General features: G+C 71.4%; 16 protein-coding genes. 6 read left to right on the top strand and 10 right to left on the bottom strand.

What is annotated here, in order from left to right:
- Window positions 1-1113: 1113 nt before the first annotated feature.
- The gene (locus tag V6U90_RS07365) at window positions 1114-1662 is read left to right on the top strand and encodes a TetR/AcrR family transcriptional regulator (RefSeq protein ID WP_334432468.1); all 549 of its coding nucleotides are present in this window, start codon (window positions 1114-1116) and stop codon (window positions 1660-1662) included.
- Window positions 1663-1722: 60 nt separating this feature from the next.
- Entirely contained in the window at window positions 1723-3891 is a 2169-nt protein-coding gene (locus tag V6U90_RS07360; protein ID WP_334432466.1) for an MMPL family transporter, read from the top strand.
- Window positions 3892-3964: 73 nt separating this feature from the next.
- Here V6U90_RS07360 and V6U90_RS07355 read toward each other — a convergent pair whose 3' ends face one another.
- Both V6U90_RS07355 and V6U90_RS07350 read right to left on the bottom strand, forming a co-directional pair.
- The gene (locus tag V6U90_RS07355; RefSeq protein WP_334432464.1) at window positions 3965-4744 is read right to left on the bottom strand and encodes a CBS domain-containing protein; all 780 of its coding nucleotides are present in this window, start codon (window positions 4742-4744) and stop codon (window positions 3965-3967) included.
- Between the two features lie 198 nt (window positions 4745-4942).
- Window positions 4943-6199 carry an erythromycin esterase family protein gene (locus V6U90_RS07350; protein ID WP_334432462.1) on the bottom strand — a complete coding sequence of 419 codons (1257 nt, stop codon included), beginning with the start codon at window positions 6197-6199 and terminating at the stop codon, window positions 4943-4945.
- A 92-nt stretch (window positions 6200-6291) separates the two neighbouring features.
- Here V6U90_RS07350 and V6U90_RS07345 point away from each other — a divergent pair, with 92 nt between their 5' ends.
- Window positions 6292-6486 carry a DUF2795 domain-containing protein gene (locus V6U90_RS07345; protein ID WP_334432504.1) on the top strand — a complete coding sequence of 65 codons (195 nt, stop codon included), beginning with the start codon at window positions 6292-6294 and terminating at the stop codon, window positions 6484-6486.
- A 17-nt stretch (window positions 6487-6503) separates the two neighbouring features.
- On the opposite strand, the gene V6U90_RS07340 is transcribed toward V6U90_RS07345, so the two are convergent.
- Both V6U90_RS07340 and V6U90_RS07335 read right to left on the bottom strand, forming a co-directional pair.
- Window positions 6504-7412 carry a Gfo/Idh/MocA family protein gene (locus tag V6U90_RS07340; RefSeq protein ID WP_334432460.1) on the bottom strand — a complete coding sequence of 303 codons (909 nt, stop codon included), beginning with the start codon at window positions 7410-7412 and terminating at the stop codon, window positions 6504-6506.
- 50 nt (window positions 7413-7462) lie between these two features.
- Window positions 7463-8185: a hypothetical protein gene (locus tag V6U90_RS07335; RefSeq protein WP_334432458.1), complete on the bottom strand. Its 723-nt coding sequence runs from the start codon at window positions 8183-8185 to the stop codon at window positions 7463-7465.
- Between the two features lie 136 nt (window positions 8186-8321).
- On the opposite strand from V6U90_RS07335, the gene V6U90_RS07330 reads away from it, so the two are divergent.
- Complete coding sequence (locus V6U90_RS07330) at window positions 8322-8717, top strand: hypothetical protein (RefSeq protein WP_334432456.1); 396 nt, start codon at window positions 8322-8324, stop codon at window positions 8715-8717.
- The gene (locus tag V6U90_RS07325; protein ID WP_334432454.1) at window positions 8710-9162 is read left to right on the top strand and encodes a hypothetical protein; all 453 of its coding nucleotides are present in this window, start codon (window positions 8710-8712) and stop codon (window positions 9160-9162) included. The genes V6U90_RS07330 and V6U90_RS07325 overlap by 8 nt, the downstream gene beginning before the upstream one ends.
- A 149-nt stretch (window positions 9163-9311) precedes the next feature.
- Here the strand turns inward: V6U90_RS07325 and fabG are convergent, their stop codons facing one another.
- Window positions 9312-10070: a 3-oxoacyl-ACP reductase FabG gene (gene fabG, locus V6U90_RS07320; protein WP_334432452.1), complete on the bottom strand. Its 759-nt coding sequence runs from the start codon at window positions 10068-10070 to the stop codon at window positions 9312-9314.
- Window positions 10071-10184: 114 nt separating this feature from the next.
- On the bottom strand, window positions 10185-11837 hold the full coding sequence (locus V6U90_RS07315; RefSeq protein WP_334432450.1) for an alpha-amylase family protein: 1653 nt from the start codon (window positions 11835-11837) through the stop codon (window positions 10185-10187).
- A 263-nt stretch (window positions 11838-12100) separates the two neighbouring features.
- On the opposite strand from V6U90_RS07315, the gene V6U90_RS07310 reads away from it, so the two are divergent.
- Entirely contained in the window at window positions 12101-12781 is a 681-nt protein-coding gene (locus V6U90_RS07310) for a DedA family protein (RefSeq protein WP_334432448.1), read from the top strand.
- A 127-nt stretch (window positions 12782-12908) separates the two neighbouring features.
- On the opposite strand, the gene V6U90_RS07305 is transcribed toward V6U90_RS07310, so the two are convergent.
- From V6U90_RS07305 to V6U90_RS07290, 4 genes are all read right to left on the bottom strand, one after another.
- Window positions 12909-14462: a cellulose binding domain-containing protein gene (locus tag V6U90_RS07305; protein ID WP_334432446.1), complete on the bottom strand. Its 1554-nt coding sequence runs from the start codon at window positions 14460-14462 to the stop codon at window positions 12909-12911.
- Between the two features lie 51 nt (window positions 14463-14513).
- Window positions 14514-15905, bottom strand: a complete 1392-nt coding sequence (locus V6U90_RS07300) for a chitinase (RefSeq protein ID WP_334432444.1) — start codon at window positions 15903-15905, stop codon at window positions 14514-14516.
- Between the two features lie 195 nt (window positions 15906-16100).
- On the bottom strand, window positions 16101-17513 hold the full coding sequence (locus tag V6U90_RS07295; RefSeq protein ID WP_334432441.1) for a carbohydrate-binding protein: 1413 nt from the start codon (window positions 17511-17513) through the stop codon (window positions 16101-16103).
- Between the two features lie 40 nt (window positions 17514-17553).
- A complete protein-coding gene (locus tag V6U90_RS07290) occupies window positions 17554-18312 on the bottom strand; it encodes a YidC/Oxa1 family membrane protein insertase (protein ID WP_334432439.1) in 759 nt (252 codons plus the stop codon).
- Window positions 18313-18326: the final 14 nt, after the last annotated feature.

Raw genomic sequence — 18326 nt, 5'->3', positions numbered from 1 at the left:
CCGCAACACCGCGTTTTCCCGCCGCAACACCGCGTTTTCCCGCCGCAACCCGGCGTTTTCCCGCCGCAACCCGGCGTTGTCCCGCTCCAACTCAAGAACCCGGGCCTCCAACCGGGCAAGCCGCTCAAGCAGCTCCACGATGGACGGCGTTCCGGACACCCAACCATGATCCAACCCGAACGACCCAGGTCAAGCCGACCCGCCGACGAGCACCTGACCAGTCACCAAGGCGCTTCGCAACGTCAGCCTCGACCCGTGGCGAATCGGGAAGATCGTGGCAGCGGCCCTCGCGCTGCTGCACTTCGACCACGCCCGAACCACATGATTACCACCCGTGATCAAACCCTTGCGCGGAAAGGCACAGTTGGCAACGGAGCGGGCCGCTGCGGCGCTGCCCCTCGACATGAACGCGAGGCGAGGGGCAGCGCGATCATGAGCGGGAGACTACCTATCGGATCATGGTCGCCACAGGGCACGTTCCTGCCGGGTGGGAAGCCTCTGCGCCGAACACGTGCCGAAATTGCCCGCTCTCGCCCGGCCCCGGCTGGCGTTCGCCCTGCTGAACGGCAAGACGCGGCCGGATGAGGTACGTCCGGCCGGAGGCGGGGGCGCAGGTTCGAATCCTGCCGGGGGCACACCGAAACCGAGAACGGTCGCACCGATCACTGATCGAGGCGGCCGTTTCGCTTTTCCCATCGGAAGTGGTCGGGGCGCACAACGGGCGCACATCCCGCAGCAGCAGGCGGGTGGCAGCAGGAAAGCGGGGCGCCCCCCTGACATCAGGACGCTGTCGAGCTGCTCGCACAGACGGAGCAGCCTGTCACCACGGTCGAGCACCCCGGCGCGTCGACCGACTGGCCGCCGCCGGCCGCGAGTGAGCCGCCAGCCGGCCGAACCGCGCACCGCCCCGGTCGATCATGGAGTTTGGCCAGTCGACCGGTCGATCATGGAGTTGTGGCGCCTCAGGTAAGCCGTGAATCACCACAAAACCCCCACCACAACTCCATGATCAACGGCGCAGGGGTGCGCGGCAACGGGCCGGGTCGTGTGAACCGAGCCACGATCTGACCGATCGGTCAGCACCTGACCGATCGGTCAGGCATGCTGGACGGCATGGCCCGCCCGACCCCCGAGACACATACCGAGATCCTGGCCGCAGCGGCCCGCCGATTCTCGATCACCGGATTCAAGGGCACCTCGCTCCAGGACATCGCCCGTGAGGTGGGCTGCTCCAAGGCGGCCGTGCTCTACCACTTCGCCAACAAGGAGGCGATCCTCACCGAGCTGATCGCCCCGGCGATCAGCGCCCTGGAAACGCTGGACGCCCGGCTCGCGTCGCTGACCGGCGACGCCGCGCGGAGCGCCGCCATCACCGGCTTCGTCGAACTGGCTGTCCGGTTCCGGCGGGAGATCAGCCTGCTCCGCTCCGAACTGCCCGAGTTGCTCCAACAGCCGGCCTTCGAGCCCATCCAGCGCCGCACCGAGCGGTTGCTCGACGCGCTGGCCGGCCGCTCGGAGCTGCCCGCCGACCGGATCGCCCCGCTGGTGGTCTGTGCCGGCGTGGCGGCTGCCTGCGCCGAGTTCGGGGAACTACCCGACGACGAACTGGGTCCGGCCCTGGTCACGGTGGCCACCCGCGCCCTCGGACACCCGGTCCACTGACCGGCTGCCACCACCGTCAACGTCCCGCATGCCCTGCACCCGATCACGAGAAGGATCCCCATGGCAACCCTGCTGTACCGGCTAGGCCGGGCATCATTCCGTCGGCGGCGACTCGTCGTCGCCGTCTGGCTCGTCGTACTCGTCGGGCTCGGTCTGTCGGCCCTGGCCTTCAAGGGCCCCACGGCGAGCAACTTCACCATGCCCGGCACCGAGTCCCAGCGCGCCCTGGACACCCTGGCCGAAAAGTTCCCGCAGGCCAGCGGCGCGACCGGCACCATCACGGTGGCCGCCCCGTCGGGTGGCACCCTCGCCGCCGGTGAACCCCGCGCCGCGCTCAACGGGCTGCTCCAGGAGGCCAACGCCCTGCCCGGCGTGGTCGCCGCCGTCGACCCGTTCCAGGTCGGCTCGGTCTCGCCGGACGGCCGGTACGCCCTGATCCAGGTCCAGTTCGCCGAGCGCGGGGACGGGGTGACCAAGGACCAGCGGACCGCGTACGAGGAATCCGGCGCGGCGGCCGAGGCAGCCGGGCTGCGGGTCGAGCACGGTGGCGAGATCATGTCCACCGAGCCGGAGATCGGCTCCACCGAGGCGATCGGTGTCGCGGTCGCCGCCCTGGTCCTGGTGGTCACCTTCGGCTCGCTGGTCGCCGCCGGCATGACCATGCTGAACGCCCTGATCGGCGTCGCCGTCGGCATGGCCGGCCTCTTCGCGCTGAGCGGCACCGTCGAACTGACCAGCACCGCTCCGGTCCTCGCGCTGATGCTCGGCCTCGCCGTCGGTATCGACTACTCGCTCTTCATCACCTCCCGGCACCGGCAGAACCTGCTCGACGGACTGGACACCGAGGAGGCAGTCGCCCGCGCGGTCGGTACCGCCGGCTCCGCCGTGGTCTTCGCCGGCGCCACCGTGGTCATCGCCCTCGCCGGGCTGGCCGTGGTCAACATCCCGTTCCTGACCGTGATGGGTCTGGCCGCGGCGGGTACGGTCACCGTCGCGGTGCTCGTGGCGATCACCCTGCAACCGGCGCTGCTCGGCTTCGCCGGCCGCCGGGTGCTGCCCCGCAAGCTCCGGAACACCACCGGCCCGGTCGAGGACCGGCCCGGCTTCGGGTTCCGCTGGGCCACCCTGGTCACCAAGCTGCGCATCCCGGTGATCCTGGCCGGGCTGGTGGGGCTCGGCCTGCTCGCGCTGCCCGCACCGGACATGCGGCTCGCCCTGCCGGACGCCAGTGCCGCCGCCGAGGGCTCCCCGGTCCGGGAAGCCGCCGACCTGACCAGCGAGGGCTTCGGTCCCGGCTTCAACGGCCGGCTGGTGATCCTGGTCGACGGCGAGTCGGCCGAGGCCACCGGCGCCGCCGTACCGCAGGTCACCGCCGCCGCGCAGAAGACCGCAGGGGTACTGGCGGTCGCCCCGCCGAACATCAGCCCGGACGGCCGGACCGCCGTCATCGCGGTGATCCCGAAGACCGGCCCGACCGACGCCGCCACCGAGGACGTCGTACACGACATTCGGGCCAAGGTGGTCGACATCCCGGGCGCCGATGTCTCGCTGACCGGCATCACCGCCATCGGCATCGACGTCTCGGAGAAGCTCTCCGCGGCGCTCCCGGTGTACCTGCTGCTCGTGGTCGGCCTCTCGGTGCTGCTGCTGATGCTGGTCTTCCGGTCGCTGCTGGTACCGGTCAAGGCCGCGCTGGGCTTCCTGCTGACCGTGGCGGCGACCTTCGGCATCACCGTCGCCGTGTTCCAGCAGGGTCACCTGGCCGACCTGGTCGGGCTGGACACCCCCGGACCGCTGGTCAGCTTCCTGCCGATCCTGCTCATCGGCATCCTCTTCGGGCTGGCCATGGACTACGAGGTGTTCCTGGTCTCCCGGATGCGGGAGGACTTCGTCCACGGTGACACCGCCGCCCAGGCCACCATCAACGGCATGGGTCACGGTGCCCGGGTGGTCACCGCCGCCGCGCTCATCATGATCTCGGTCTTCGGCGGCTTCGTCTTCCTCGACGACCCGGTCATCAAGTCGATGGGCTTCGCGCTGGCGATCGGCGTCGCCATCGACGCCTTCGTGGTCCGGATGACCATCGTGCCGGCGGTGATGTCGCTGCTCGGCAAGGCCGCCTGGTGGCTGCCCCGCTGGCTGGACCGGGCCCTGCCGAACGTGGACATCGAGGGTGAGCGGCTGCGCGCCGCACTCGACGAGTCCGTCGGGGCCGGCGCCCGCCACTGACCGACGACAGGTTCGTCAGAGGCCGGCGCCCGCCACTGACCGACACCGCCCGTCCCGTTCGGGGCCACTACGTTCAGACCACGATGTCGGGGAACGTACGCGGATGGCCCGGGGCGGGGCGGGTGGCGGGTCGACCGGCGGGTACCCGGCCGGCCGGTCCGTACCGGCCCGCGCCGGTCCCGCCGCCGGTCGGCACCGTTCCGCCGGTGTCGTCGTACCGGCAGGTCAGCTCCTCGATCACGTCGACCACGCCGGGCGTGGACCGGACGAAGCCGACCGCCATCGCGGCGGTGCTCCGCCGGTCGACCTGGCCGATCAGGGTCACCACCCCGTCGTCGACCCGGACGTCCAGGTCTGCGGGTTCGGCCCAGAACCCCATCAGTACGTCCCGCACAGCCGCGCGGATCTCCTCGTCGGCCCGCGCGTAGAGGCGTACCAGATCGCGGCGGGACACGATGCCGAGCAGGCGACGGTGCTCGTCGACCACCGGAAGCCGCCTCACCCCGGCCGCGTCGATCAGCCGGGCGGCCCCGGTCACCGAGGCGTCCGCGCTGACCGACACCACCGGGAAGGACATCAGGCCGGCGGCGTTCTCCCCGGCCGCTTTGCCCCGGCCCGCACCGAGCCGGCGCACCGCCAGCGGATGGTACGGCTCGCGGTCGCTGTACTCCAGCTTGGCGAGCAGGTCCGCCTCGGAGACCAGCCCCAGCACCCGACCCTCGGCGTCCACCACCGGTACCGCGCTGATCGAGTGGCGTACCAGCAGGTCGGCGATCTGGTGGTAGCCGGTCTCCGGGGACACCGTGACCACGTCCCGGGTCATCACGTCACTGACCCGCCACTGCTTGATCATCTGGTGCCTCCTCGGTGACCGTCGCCTCGGCACCGGCCGCTGGTGGCCGTCGCCTTCAGCTCCAGCAGACCGCCGCAGGCCGGGTCCGGACCAGTCCCGGGAGACCCGGGACGGCGGGACCTCCGGCCCGCTGCACCAGATCCGGGCTGTTAAGCGGGGGCCCTTCCTCTACCGAAAGCGTTAACAGGGGGCCCTTCCTTACACCCCGGCGGGGTAGGTTTCCATCTCGCCGGGGGCGGAGAGTGCGGGCAGCGGGTGCAGGGCGGTGGTCCGGTCGCACCAGATGAAGCCGTCGTAGCGCCCGGCGAGCCGGGTGGGTACGTAGTTGCCCCACGCCTCGAAGGACGGGTCGTAGACCACCCCGATGGCCCGGTGGTCGGCCTCCCCGGTCACCCAGTCGGGCTGGTCGGGACCGTCGAAGACCAGCACCGCCTGCTCGGGCAGCAGTTCGTGCAGGCGGTGCTCCACCGAACCGGGTCGGGCCGGGGGCACGGTCATCGACTCGGCCGCCGCACCCCAACGCGGCGCGGCGATCACGCTCCCCTCGTAGCTGCCGAAGCCGACCAGCACCACCGTGTCGGCACCGTGCCGCTCCCGGGCCAGCTGGCCGATGTTGATCAGCCCGGCGTCGGCCATGTCGGTGGCCCGGGCGTCCCCGATGTGCGTGTTGTGCGCCCAGACCACCGCCTTCGCGTCCGGGCCGTACCGCTCCAGCAGCCGGTCCAGGGTGTCCGCCATGTGGGTGTCCCGGATGTTCCAGGACTGCGGGCCGCCGCCGACCATCGCCCGGTAGTAGCGTTCCGCACCGGCCACCACCTCCGCGTTCTGCCAGGCCGCGAAGCGGTCCGGGCCGTCGTGGGCGGCCTGTTCCCGGGTACGCGCCAGCAGCCGGACCACCTCGTCCTCGCACCGGGCGGAGACGAACCGGCTGGCCATGCCGTACTCCTCGATCCGTTTGCCGTACGGCTCGAAGCAGCGGTACGCATCCTGCGCCGCCTCCAGCGAGCGCGGGTCCTCCTCGCCGAGGTAGTCGAAGATCGCCTGCATGGACTCCCAGAGGCTGTAGACGTCCAGCCCGTGGAAACCGGCCCGGTCCGGCTCCGGCTGTTCCAGGTTCCACGCCCGCAGCCAGCGGCAGAACCGGGCCACCTCGGCGTTGGCCCACATCCAGGTTGGCCAGCGCTCGAAGCGTTCCAGGGCGGCCTGCGGGTCGGCGGCGCCCCGGGGCGCGGCGGTCACCGACCGGTTGACCCGTTCGCAGTCCGGCCAGTCCCCCTCGACGGCGACGAACGAGAAGCCCCGTTCGGCGATGAGCCGCCGGGTGAACTGTTCCCGGATCCGGTAGTAGTCGTAGGTGCCGTGGCTCGCCTCGCCGAGCATCACCACCCGGGCGTCGCCGACGCGGTCCAGCAACAGGTCGAAGTCGCTCGGGGCACCGAGCCGCCGTACCAGCATGCCTGCCCCTACCCGGCGCTGGCACCGGCAAACCCGACAGATCCGACATCGTTCGGGGGTGTGCCGACCCGACTGGTGGGTAGTTGACCGGCATGGGCGTGACCGGGATGCAGTTGCAGGAGTTCCTGGCCGGGCTGGACTATCCGGTGTCCCGGGACGATCTCTTCCGGCGGGCCCAGGAGACCGGCGCCGGTACGCCGCTGCTCCAGTCGTTGCGGACGCTGCCGGTGGCCGAGTTCGGCTCACCGGAGGAACTGGTCGAGGCGCTGAGCGAACTGCCCGGTTGACCGGACCGGTACCCGGCTCAGCCGGGCAGGCTGACCGTACGCCCCTCGGTGCAGGCCGTCCCGGCGGCGTCCAGCACGGCCACCACCTCCCGGCCGAACCGCACGTCGCAGTGGTGGTCCCGGGTGCCGGCGTCGACCTCCTCGATCAACTGGTCCAGGGCGACGCCGAAGGCGGTCACCGGGCTGCCGTCACCGGGCGGTACCCGCTCCACGCCGTTCTCGCCGTGGAACAGCACCTCGTTCCGCTTCGCCTCCGGCGGGGCGTCCAGGCTCAGCGAGACCGTGCTGGTGGCGCCGGCAAAAGCGTGGTCGAGGAGCAGGTGCACCGCGCCGCGCGGGCCGTCCATCGCGGCCACCCGGGTGACCCGGCCGAGTACCGGCAGGATCACCGACAGGGCGTGCGGCCCGACGTCCCACAGGCCGCCGTGCTCCCGGCGCCAGGGCGAGCGGCCGTACGGGCTCCCGGGCTGGAAGATCGAGGCGAACATGGTGACCTGCGCCCCGTGCCAGCCGCCGACGGCGGCGGTCGAGGCCAGGAAGGCGGCCACGTTCGGCTGGAAGCGGCTGGTGAAGAAGACGACCGAGGCGACCCCGGCCTGCGCCGCCGCGGTCACCACCCGGTCGGCGTCGACCGTGCTCAGCGCGAGGGGTTTGTCCAGCAGCAGGTGCCGGCCGGCGGTCGCGGCCCGGACGGCGATGTCGGCCTGCACGTCGGGTGGCAGGGCCACCGCGACCGCGTCGACCGCGTCGAGGAGCGCGTCCATGTCGTCGAAGGCCGGTACCCCGTGCCGCTCGGCCAGGGACCGGGCCTTGCCCGGGTCACGGCCCCAGACCCCGGCCAGCTCCGCCTGCGGGTGCGCGTCGAGGGCGGCGGCATGCGTCTGCGCCGCCCAGTGACCGGTGCCGAAGAGTCCGAACCGCAGCAAGGGTGCCCCCGTGTCGTCGTACGCCACGGTGACCCGTGGCGCGGTCCACGCTAGTCGCCATCCGGTTCCGGCGCAGGCCCGGTCGCTTTCCGACGGCGGAACCACCGGTCGGGGTACCGGTGGGCGGCGACCCGGGCCTGCTCGGCCTCGACGGCCGACTCGGCCGCCTCGTCGACCAGCGCCCGGGCGGCCACCTCGGCGATCCGGGCCGCCTCGTCGAGCTGCCGGAACCCGGCGGCGGCCCGGTCGTACGCCCGCCGGGCGGCGATCAGCTCCGCCTGCTGCCGCTCGACGACCTCCTCCCGCGCGCGCTGGACGGGATCCGGCTCCCCGGCCCGTCGCCACACCTCGCGGAACTCCTGCACGGAGAGGTCGCCCCGCCGGTACGCCGACAGCGCCGCCCGGGTGACCGTCCGCTCCCGGTCCCGGGCCGCGTCGTCGGTGTCCCGGGGTTCCCGGCCGGCGAGGGCGGCCCGCCTCGCGCGCTGGTACGCCGCCTCGGCCGCCTCCTGCGCCTGCCAGGCCCGGTCCCGCTCCCGTTCGGCTGCGCCGGCCCGGTCCCGGGCGTCAACCGCTGCGGCGACCGCCCGCTCCGCCTCGACCCGGGCCGCCTCGGCGTGCCCGGCCAGTTCCTCGGCCTCGGCCCGGAGCCGGACCGGATCAACCGGCGCTTCCCCGGAGCCGTCCGGCCCCGGCAGGACGGCCAGACCGAGCAGACCGAGGGCGGCCAGGAGCAGGAGAATCACCAGGAGCCAGGTGGCGCTGTCACCCATGTCCATTAACTCCTCTGGCGTACCCGCCCGGAGACCAGAAGTAATCATAGATTTGGGTAGATGTGAGCGCCATCACCGTCGGGCCGGACGGGTGCCGGGACGCGGCCGGTACTACGCGCCTTAGTAGGCTGTCGCGGTGAGCAGCGCAGCAGCAGCGGGTACGCCGGTGGACGGCCTCCCTGCGACCGGCACGATCGTGCTGTCGCTCGTACTCGCGGCCTGGAGTCTCTATGCGACGGCCCGCAACCGACCCCCGGACCGCAACCACCTCGTCGGCCTGGCCCTGCTGGAACTGGCCGTGCTCGGACTGGCCGTGGTGGCCCTGGTGGCGCTCGGCGGCGGGGACCGGCCGGGCGAGCCCGGCGCGTTCTTCGGCTACCTGGTGACCCTGGTCTGCCTACCCCCGCTGGCGGCGGTACTGGCCCGGATGGAGCCCACCCGCTGGGGCAGCGCCATCGTCACCGTGGTCTGCCTGGTGCTGCCGGTGGTCGTGGTCCGTCTTCAGCAGACCTGGCAGATCACCGGTGGCTGACCGGTCGGGCGGCCCGGCGGCGACGACCGACCGTCCGGAGCGGACGACGAGCAGCGGCCCGGGTCGCCTGCTGGTGGCGGTCTACCTGCTCTTCGCCATCGCCGCGACCTGCCGCGCCGGATTGCAGATCATCACGAGGTTCGACGAGGCGCCGGTCGCCTACCTGCTCTCCGCGCTCGCCGCAGTGATCTACATCGTGGCCACGGTCGGGTTGGCCCGGGGCGGCACCGGCGGGCGGCGGACCGCCTGGTTCTGCTGCACGGTCGAACTGGTCGGCGTGCTCGCGGTCGGCCTCACCAGCGTGCTCGACCCGGCGCTCTTCCCCGACGACACGGTCTGGTCCGGTTTCGGCAGCGGCTACGGCTACGTCCCCCTGGTGCTGCCGGTGCTCGGCCTGATCTGGCTGGCCCGCACCCGCCGGGACGCCCCGGCCGACCCGCACTGATCCGGATCGGCCCGGACCGCTCCGGACCGTTCCCGGCCGTCCCGGACCGGCCCGGACCGTTCCCGGCCGTCCCGGACTGATCCGAGCTGATCCGAGTTGATCCGGCGGCGACCGCGCGGGACGCGGACCGCCGCCGGGCAGGCACCGGTTCAGTCGCGCGGACCGCCGGCCACGTAGATCACCTGGCCGGAGACGAACGACGCCCCCTCGCTGACCAGGAACGAGATGGTGTGCGCGATGTCCTCCGGCCGGCCGACCCGGCGTACCGGGATCTCCGCCGCCGCCCGCTCCTGCAACTGGTCGAAGTCGACCTTCATCCGGGCTGCGGTGGCCGCAGTCATGTCGGTGACGATGAACCCGGGTGCCACCGCGTTCGCGGTGATACCGAACGGACCCAGCTCGATGGCGAGGGTCTTGGTGAAGCCCTGGAGCCCGGCCTTCGCGGTGGCGTAGTTCGCCTGCCCCCGGTTGCCCAGCGCCGAGGTGCTGGAGAGGTTGACGATCCGCCCCCAGCGCTGCTCCACCATGTGCTTCTGGGTGGCCTGGCTGAACAGGAAGGCCCCGCGCAGGTGCACCCCCATCACGGTGTCCCAGTCCCCGTCGGTCATCTTGAACAGCAGGTTGTCGCGGAGCACCCCGGCGTTGTTGACCAGTACCGTCGGCGCGCCCAGCTCGGCGGCGACCCGCTCGACGGCCGCCTCGACCTGGGCCCGGTCGGCGACGTCGGCACCGACCCCGAGGGCTCGCCCGCCGGCCGCGCCGATCGCGTCGACGGTCTCCCTGGTGGCCGACTCCTCGATGTCCACCACGGCGACGGCCAGGCCGTCAGCGGCCAGGCGCCGCGCGGTGGCGGCCCCGATCCCCCGGGCTGCTCCGGTGACGATCGCGACGCGGGGCTGCTCCGACATGATTACCTCCGGGTAACTTACGGCTCGACCGGAGGAGCTTAACCCAGGGGTACGGCCCCCGGGACCCGCCGTGACGGCACCGCTCGGGCCGGCCCCGGGGCCACCAGTACCGGCTCAGACCGACCAGCTCCGGCAGAGCCGGATCCAGCGGTACCCGTACCCGGCGACCTTGAGCGCGTCGAGCTTGCCGACCTCGCCGTAGTGCTGGTCGCTGAGCACGTCGACCGGCAGGTCCGCCTCGGCGGCCAGCATGCCCAGATCGACCTCGACGTCGGTGGTACCCAGGTTGTGCAGGAACACCATGGTGCCGGTCGGTCCGTCCGCACGGTGGGCGAGCACCCCGGGTGGCATCGGTACGTCGATGTGGGTGCACGACCCGTTGCCCACCTCCGGCGCCTCGCGCAGGGTACGGATCATCCGCTCGAACCAGGAGAGCAGCGAGTTGCGGTCGGACCGCTGCGCGGTCACGTTGACCTTCTGGTAGGCGAAGTCCCCCTTGTCGATGACCGGGCGGACCAGCTTCTCCGGGTCAGCCGTGGAGAACCCGGCGTTCGGCTGGTACGACCACTGCATCGGGGTCCGGATCGCCTCCCGGCCCGGCAGCGACAGGTCCTCGCCCATCCCGATCTCCTCGCCGTACCGCAGCACCGGCGTACCGCGCAGCGTGAACTGGAGCGAGTACGCCAGCTCGATCCGCCGCCGGTCGTTGTCGAGCATCGAGGCGAGCCGGCGCCGGATGCCCCGCCCGTAGAGGCGCATGTCCTCGTCCGGCCCCAACTGCGCGTACACCTGGTCGCGCTGCTGGGCGGTGAGCCGGGAGAGGTCGATCTCGTCGTGGTTGCGCAGGAAGGTGGCCCACTGGCCACCCTCGGGCAGGGCCGGGGTGTCCCGCAACGCGTCGATGATCGGCTCCGGATCCTGTCGGGCCAGGGCCAGCATCAGCCGCCCGTTGAGCATGAAGTCGAAGAGCATGTGCAGCCGGTTGGCCGAGCCGGCCCCGTCACCGAAGTAGACCGGGAGCTGGTCGGGTTCCACGTTGGCCTCGGCGAGCAGCACCCCGTCGCCCCGGCGCCACTGCACGTGCTGGCGCAGTTCGGTGAGGAACTGGAAGTCCTTCGGCGAGTCGAGGTTGCCCGGCTCGGTCAGCTCGATGATGAACGGCGCCGCGTCGATCCGGAACCCGGAGACGCCGAGCTGGAGCCAGAACGAGACGATCTTCTTGATCTCGGCGCGGACCGCCGGGTTGGCGAAGTTCAGGTCGGGCTGGAACGTGTAGAACCGGTGGTAGTACCAGGCCTTCGCGGTCCGGTCGTAGGTCCAGGTCTCGTGCTGCTCACCCGGGAAGACCATGCCCTGATGGCGGTCCGCCGGCTCGTGGTCGGACCAGACGTACCAGTCCCGGTACGGTGAGTCCGGCGAGGAGCGGGCCGACTGGAACCAGGGATGCTGGTCCGAGGTGTGGTTGACCACCAGGTCGATGATTACCCGAATGCCCCGGTTGGCCGCCTGGTGCAGCAGCTCGGCGAAGTCGCCGAGGGTGCCGTGGCGTGGGTCGATGTTGTAGAAGTCGGTCACGTCGTAGCCGTCGTCCCCGTTCGGCGACGGGTGGATCGGGTGCAGCCACAGGCAGGTCACCCCGAGCCGGGCCAGGTAGTCGAGCCGGCCGATCAGGCCGGGGATGTCCCCGACGCCGTCACCATTGGAGTCTGCGAACGTGCCGATGTCGAGGCAGTAGACGACCGCCTCGGAGTACCATCTGTCACCCATACGGGTGTTCCTTCTCCGGTCCGCCCGATCGGCAAACGCAAGGACGATTCCGGTTCGTCCCGCTCCGCCGGCCGGGTCCGGGGTGCGGGCCGTGGTGACGTGACCTGGGCTACCGGCCCGACGGGATTGGGACCGGCCCGACGAGACCTGGGCGCCCTCCCGACGGGACCTGGGCTACCCGCCCGACGGGATTGGGACCGGCCGGCCCGGGTACCACAGGAGGCGGTTCCCGCCCCGTCCGCCGGCCGCTCAGGAGGCACCGCATGGCTCTCGCCGCTGATGTCGATCCGACGCAGGTCGGCGGGCTGACCGGCTGGGTGGCCGGGGTGATCGACGCACTCGGCGCGCTCGGCGTCGGGCTGCTGGTGGCGCTGGAGAACCTCATCCCGCCGATTCCCAGCGAGATCGTCCTCGCCATGGCCGGCTACCTGGCCGGCGAGGGACGGGTCAACGTGGTGGCGGTGGTGCTCGCCGCCACGGCCGGCTCGGTACTGGGTGCGCTGGCGCTCTACTGGGTGGGCGCCTGGCTCGGCGAGGAACGGCTCAAGCGCTGGCTGGACCGGGTCCCGCTGGTCGAACTCGACGACCTGGAGCGGGCGGACCGCTGGTTCGAGCGGCACGCCCGGGCGACCGTGCTCTTTGGCCGGATGGTGCCGGTGGCGCGCAGCCTGGTCTCGGTACCAGCGGGCGCGAACCGGATGCCGATGGGTCAGTTCCTGGCCCTGACCACGCTGGGCAGTGGAATCTGGAACTCGATCTTCGTCGGGCTCGGGTACGCCCTCGGCTCCCGCTGGCAGGACATCGACCGGTACAGCAGCTGGTTCGACTACGCGATCCTGGCGGTCTTCGCCGTGATGATCGGCAACTGGATGGTCCGGCGGGTGCGCCGTCGCCGCACCCGACGCACCGACCGCCGGCCCGATCCCGCGTCCACGCCCCACTGACCCCGCCACCCCTGTCGCCCCCCGGTCACCCCTGTCGATCATGGAGTTGTGGTGGGGAAAAGCCCCCATTTCGCGAACTTTGCGGGGCACCACAACGCCATGATCGACGCCATGGGGCGGGGAGGCGTCAGCCGTACTGGGCGGTGATGCCGGTGAACTCCCAGGTGTTCTGGGCGATGCCGCTGCAGTTCGAGACCACCCCGCCGCCCGGGCAGGGCCGGTCCCGGTTGACCGACCAGAAGGTGAACCGGCCCAGCGAGCGGGCCTCGGCCCAGTCCCGGATCCGGGTCCAGGTGGCCGGGGTGGTCAACTCCTGCTGGTCGGAGAGCCCGTTCATGCCGGAGATGCCCATTCGCGCGTACGCGGTCACGTCCGACCAGCCGAACGCGGTCTTCAGCGCCGCCTTCAGCCCCTCGGCCGCGTTGACCGTGTTCTGGTACATGTCGGTGTGACCGTTGAAGTCGAACGGCATGATCGTGAAGGTGTCGATGTTGGCGCCGAGTGCCGCCGCCTGGTTGATCAGCCGGGTACCCCAGTAGTTCGGGCCGGTGGTCGACGTACCGAAGGTGATGATCGTCCTGATCCCCGGGTTGTTCTGCTTGACGATCTTCAGCGCACCGAGGATCCGGTCCTGCACCACCGCGTTCTCGAACTCGTCGGTGTTCTCGATGTCGATGTCGATCGCCTTCAGGTTGAAGGTGTTGATGACCTGCTGGTACGCCCCGGCCAGAGCACTCGCCGAGGAGCAGTTCGGGCCGAGCTTGTTACCGCTCCAGCCACCGATCGACGGGATCACGTCGCCACCGGCGGCCCGGATCGCGCTGATCGTCGCGGCGTGCGCACCACCGGTGAGCGAACCGCTGCCGTCCCAGGCCGGGGTGCAGCCACCACCCGACAGGATGAACGCGATGGTGAACCACTTGATCCCGGTCGCGCTCATCACCGTCGCCGGGGCCGGCGGGTCGCCCCAACCCGGGTAGAGGTACGGCGCGGCGGCCATCCCGCCCGGGCTGCCGGTGCAGCCGGTGGTGGTGGCCGACACTGCGCCCGACTTCGCCGACTCACCCGAGGAGTTGTACGCCGCCACCGTGTAGCTGTGCGCCGAGCAGGTGGCCAGACCGGAAATGGTGGCCGAGGTGCCGGAGACGGTGGCCCGGACGGTGCCGCCCTCGTACACCCGGTAACCGGTGACCGTGCCGCTGGACGCGGTCCAGGCCAGCGAGACCGAACTGTTCGTGGTGCCGGTGACCCGCAGCCCACCGGGTACCCCCGGTGCCGACGGGTTGCCGCCGCCACCGGAGCAGGCCGACCCGTTGACCGTGCAGTTCACCGGGTCACCGGTACCGCTGACGATGAAGCCGAACGAGGTGCTGGCCCCCGGGGCCAGGGTGCCGTTCCAGGACTGGTTGAGCGCCGTGACGTGCTGCCCGGAGGTGCTCAGCCGGGCGTCCCAATAGGAGCTGAGCGAACTGCCGGCGGGCAGGTCGAACTGGACGTTCCACGAGGTGATCGTGGTGGACGTGTCGTTGGTGACGGTGAACTTCGCCTCGTACCCGCTGCTCCAGCTCGCGGTGCGGACGAAGGCGGCGGTGGCGGCGGACGCGGGCGGCGCGGCCACGAGGGTCGCCGCGACCAGCGCGGCGGCCAGGCCGGCGGCGAGCGCCAGGGGTCGGAGTCTCATGCTGTCCTCCCGGACGAGCGGTGGTGGGGTGGTGGGGTGGGTTGGTGGGACTCAGGGCAGGGTGTTCAGGTGCGGGCGTACCGTGCGGGCGAAGCCGTTGCCGTTCGTGACGTCCCAGTTGACCGACCAGGTCATCGCGCCCCGGATGCCCGGGTAGGTACGCGGTGGGCGGAAGCTGCCGCAGTTGGCGCCCCGGGCCAGGCAGTCGAGAGCGGCGTTGACCACGCTGGGCGGGACGATCCCGCCCCCGGCCGCCCCGGCTCCGGCGGGCAGGCCGAGCGCGACCTGGTCCGGGCGCAGCCCGGCCTCCAACTGGATGCAGGCGAGCGCGACGATGAAGTTGACCGTGCCCTGGCTGTAGGCGGCGTTCTGGTCGCAGCCGAGCATCGCGCCGGAGTTGTAGTACTGGGTGTGGACGACGGTGAGGATGTCCCGGATGTCCAGGGCCAGCTTGAAGTAGCTGGTAGACGGGGACTGCATGTCGATGGTCTGCGGGGCCATCGTGATGATCAGGCCGGCGCCGACCCTCGCCCGCAGGGCGCGTAGTGCCTGCGCCATGTAGGTCGGGTTCAGCCCGTTCTCCAGGTCGATGTCGACGCCGTCGAAGCCGTACCGCTGGATGAGGGCGTGAACGGTGTTGCTGAAGTTCGTCGCGGAGGCCGCGTCGTTGACCGCCACCCGGCCGGTCTCCCCGCCCACCGAGATGATCACCTTCTTGCCCCGGGCCTTCAGGGCCTGCACGTCGGCGGCGAAGTCCGCGTCGGTGTAGCCACCCAGCGCGGCGGAGAGACCGGGGTCGACCGCGAAGGTGACCGCGCCCGGGGTGCTGGTCGCCTCGGCGAAGGCGACGGCGACCAGGTCGTACTCGGTCGGCACGTCGCGCAGCCGCAGCTCGACCGCCGGGTTGTCGAAGTTGTGCCAGTACCCGGTGAGGAAGTGCTTCGGCAGGCCACTGGTCGGCGGCGGGGTCGTGGTCGGCGGCGGCGTCGTCGGGGGTGGCGTGGTCGGGGGTGCGGTGGTGGTGGGTGGCGTGGTCGGGGTCGGACCGCCACCGCACGGCGCGCCGTTCAGCGTGCAGTTGGTGGGCGAGCCGGACCCGGTGGCCAGGAACCCCAACGACACCGAGGCCCCGGGCGCGATGGTGCCGTTCCAGGACCGGTTGGTGAAGGTGTGCCGCTGACCGGAAGAGGTCAACAGGGCGTCCCAGTAGCTGCCGAGGGTGGTGCCGGTCGGCAGGTCGAAGGCGACGCTCCAGGACGAGATGGTGCTGCCGCCGCCGTTGGTGATCGTGTACTTCCCCTCCCACCCGGCACCCCAGTCGGCGGTCTTCACGAAGGTGGCGGTGGGTCCGGCAGCCAGGGCCGGCACCGCGACCCAGATCGCGGCGACCGCGCCGACCAGCGCGGTCACCAGGGACAGGACAAGGCTTCTGGATCGCGTCATGCGCTCCTCCACGCCCGGAGGCATCCATGGGCATCAACAAGGTTGGTTAATTATTAGGACTGTTAACTGTTTCTGTCCAGGGGGTCGCCGGATCTGGGCCTCGTGCAAGGAAGGGCCCCTTCTTAACGCTCGCTGCTGTTAAGAAGGGGCCCTTCCTCTACCGAAAGCGTTAACCGGGGGCCCTTCCTTACAAGCTCAGCGGCGGAAGGTGAACCAGTTGACGTTGACGAAGTCGTTCGGCTGGCCGCTGGTGAAGGTGAGGTAGACGGTCCGCCGACCGGTCACCGTGGACACGTTGCCCGGTACCGAGCGCCAGCTCTGCCAGCCGCCGGTGTTGGCGATGGCGAAACTGCCGATCGGCGGGCTGGTCGGGCTGTCCAGGCGCACCTCCACCAGGCCGCTCACCCCGCCCGCCGCGCCGGAGGCGACCCGGGCGACGAAGTCACGCGGCGGAGTGGCCCCGAAGTCGACGTTGTCGTACCGGGCCCAGTCCCCGTTGCGCAGCGCGCCGAGGTTCTGCCCACCCTCGCTGCACGCCTCGACCAGGACACCGTTCTGCCCGGAGAACGCCTCGGCCTGAATCGTCGAGTACGCGTCGATGACGCCACCCGGCGGCGGGGTGGTGGTCGGCGGTGGGGTACTGCCACCACCCCTGCGGTAGACCGCGACGTAGTCGACCAGCATCGGACGGCCGGGCACGGTGGCGGCGGTCGGCGTGGTGCCCCCGGCGACGCCGTTCGGGAAGGCCCCGCCCATGGCGACGTTGAGCAGCAGGAAGTAGCCGCCGTGGCTGGTCATCTGGGTCCAGTACGGCTCACCGACCCGGGTCTGGGTGACCGTGTGGTAGTGCTGCCCGTCGACGTACCAGCGCAGTTGCTGGGGACTGACCGAGGTGTCCCACTCGAAGCGGTAGGTGTGGAACGCCGACTGGCAGGTGGCGCCGGGGCAGGTGGTGGAGTCCCCGATCCCGTTGAACTCGTCGCAGGGCCCGCCCGGCGCCACCCCGCAGTGCAGGACGCCCCAGACCGAGTTGATCCCGTTGACGTTCTCCATCACGTCGAACTCGCCGATGCCCGGCCAGTTCTGGTAGTTGCCCCGGTACGGCGAGCCGAGCGCCCAGAACGCCGGCCAGTAGCCGGCCGCCGCGGCACCGGTGACGTTGGGCATCTGGATCCGCCCCTCGATCGCCAGCACTCCCCCGGCAGCCGGCTTGAAGTCGGTACGCACCGTCTCGATCCGGGCCGAGGTCCAGTTGTTGCTGGCGTCCCGCAACGGGGTGATCACCAGATTGCCGGCACCGTCGTGCCGGACGTTGGCCGTGCTGTTGGTGTAGGTCTGGATCTCACCGGTGCCCCAGTTGGGCGGGCCACCCGGGTAGCTGGTGCCGGTGTCGATGATCCAGTTCGTGGCGCTGGGCAGGGTGTTGGCGGCACCGGTGAAGTCGTCGCTCCACATCAGGCTCCAACCGGGTGGCGGGGCCGGCACAGCGGCCCGGGCGGTCAGGTCGACCGCCGCGAGTGCGGTGGTGCTGGTGGTGAGCACGGCCGCGAGCAGGATCAGGCGGCCTCTCCGGGACAGGCTGGTGGTGGGCGCCAGGGCAGGTGGCATCGATCTGCCTCTCTACGGGGACGGTCGAGAGAGCGCTCTCTCAGGAGTTGTACGTGCCGTCCGGGCAGTTGTCAACGTTTGTCGATGTCCGCTCCCGGCGGAGCAGCATCTGCTCCCCGGCCGTCCAGGCGGTCGTGGTGACCAGGTACAGCACCCCGGCCAGCGGTACCACCAGTGCCACCAGCACCGTGCCGTACGGCAGCAGCGGCAGCACCCGGGCCAGACCGGCGGCGACGTCCCCGCTGGCCGGGCCGGTTCCACCGCCGGCCGCCGCCCGGCGCATCCGGCGCGAGGTGAGCCAGGCCAGCAGCAGCAGGACCAGTAGGAGTACACCGAACAGCGGCCCTGCCGCGCCGGCCAGCCCGTCGGTGACCTGCTGGCCGAGCGGAACTCCGGCCAGCCGTTCGGCCAGCAGGCCCCGGCCCGGGTCGGCGGTGCTGAAAAGCTGGTACATGACCAGGAAGAACGGCGCCTGCAACAGGGCCGGCAGGCAGCCGGCGAGCGGGCTCGCACCGGCCTGCCGGTACAGGGCGAGCAGTTCGATCCGGAGCCGGGCCGGATCGGTGGCGTACCGCTGCTGGAGTTGACGGATCTGCGGCGCGAGCGCCGCGCGGCGCCGTTCACCCCGGATCTGGGCGATGGTGAGCGGGGAGATCAGCAGGCGGACGGCGATCGTGAAGAGCACGATGGCGAGCGCGGCGGCGGAGCCACCGGCGATCGGGGCCAGTACGGCGGCGAGGGCGGTGACCGCATGGGACGCGGCGCCCACGACACCGTCGAGCGGGGCGAAAGCGGGCATGACAGGTACCTCGG

The sequence above is a fragment of the Micromonospora sp. CPCC 206060 genome (assembly GCF_036906895.1).
Classification (GTDB): domain Bacteria; phylum Actinomycetota; class Actinomycetes; order Mycobacteriales; family Micromonosporaceae; genus Micromonospora.
Note: the sequence above shows the minus strand (reverse complement) of the source record. Positions and strands in the feature narration are given on the sequence as shown.

Excerpts from the sequence above, each read along its gene's own strand:
- V6U90_RS07365 (WP_334432468.1), top strand. The coding sequence starts at position 1,114 with ATGGCCCGCCCGACCCCCGAGACACATACCGAGATCCTGGCCGCAGCG.
- V6U90_RS07360 (WP_334432466.1), top strand. The coding sequence starts at position 1,723 with ATGGCAACCCTGCTGTACCGGCTAGGCCGGGCATCATTCCGTCGGCGG.
- V6U90_RS07355 (WP_334432464.1), bottom strand. The coding sequence starts at position 4,744 with ATGATCAAGCAGTGGCGGGTCAGTGACGTGATGACCCGGGACGTGGTC.
- V6U90_RS07350 (WP_334432462.1), bottom strand. The coding sequence starts at position 6,199 with ATGCTGGTACGGCGGCTCGGTGCCCCGAGCGACTTCGACCTGTTGCTG.
- V6U90_RS07345 (WP_334432504.1), top strand. The coding sequence starts at position 6,292 with ATGGGCGTGACCGGGATGCAGTTGCAGGAGTTCCTGGCCGGGCTGGAC.
- V6U90_RS07335 (WP_334432458.1), bottom strand. The coding sequence starts at position 8,185 with ATGGGTGACAGCGCCACCTGGCTCCTGGTGATTCTCCTGCTCCTGGCC.
- fabG (WP_334432452.1), bottom strand. The coding sequence starts at position 10,070 with ATGTCGGAGCAGCCCCGCGTCGCGATCGTCACCGGAGCAGCCCGGGGG.
- V6U90_RS07315 (WP_334432450.1), bottom strand. The coding sequence starts at position 11,837 with ATGGGTGACAGATGGTACTCCGAGGCGGTCGTCTACTGCCTCGACATC.
- V6U90_RS07310 (WP_334432448.1), top strand. The coding sequence starts at position 12,101 with ATGGCTCTCGCCGCTGATGTCGATCCGACGCAGGTCGGCGGGCTGACC.
- V6U90_RS07305 (WP_334432446.1), bottom strand. The coding sequence starts at position 14,462 with ATGAGACTCCGACCCCTGGCGCTCGCCGCCGGCCTGGCCGCCGCGCTG.
- V6U90_RS07300 (WP_334432444.1), bottom strand. The coding sequence starts at position 15,905 with ATGACGCGATCCAGAAGCCTTGTCCTGTCCCTGGTGACCGCGCTGGTC.
- V6U90_RS07295 (WP_334432441.1), bottom strand. The coding sequence starts at position 17,513 with ATGCCACCTGCCCTGGCGCCCACCACCAGCCTGTCCCGGAGAGGCCGC.
- V6U90_RS07290 (WP_334432439.1), bottom strand. The coding sequence starts at position 18,312 with ATGCCCGCTTTCGCCCCGCTCGACGGTGTCGTGGGCGCCGCGTCCCAT.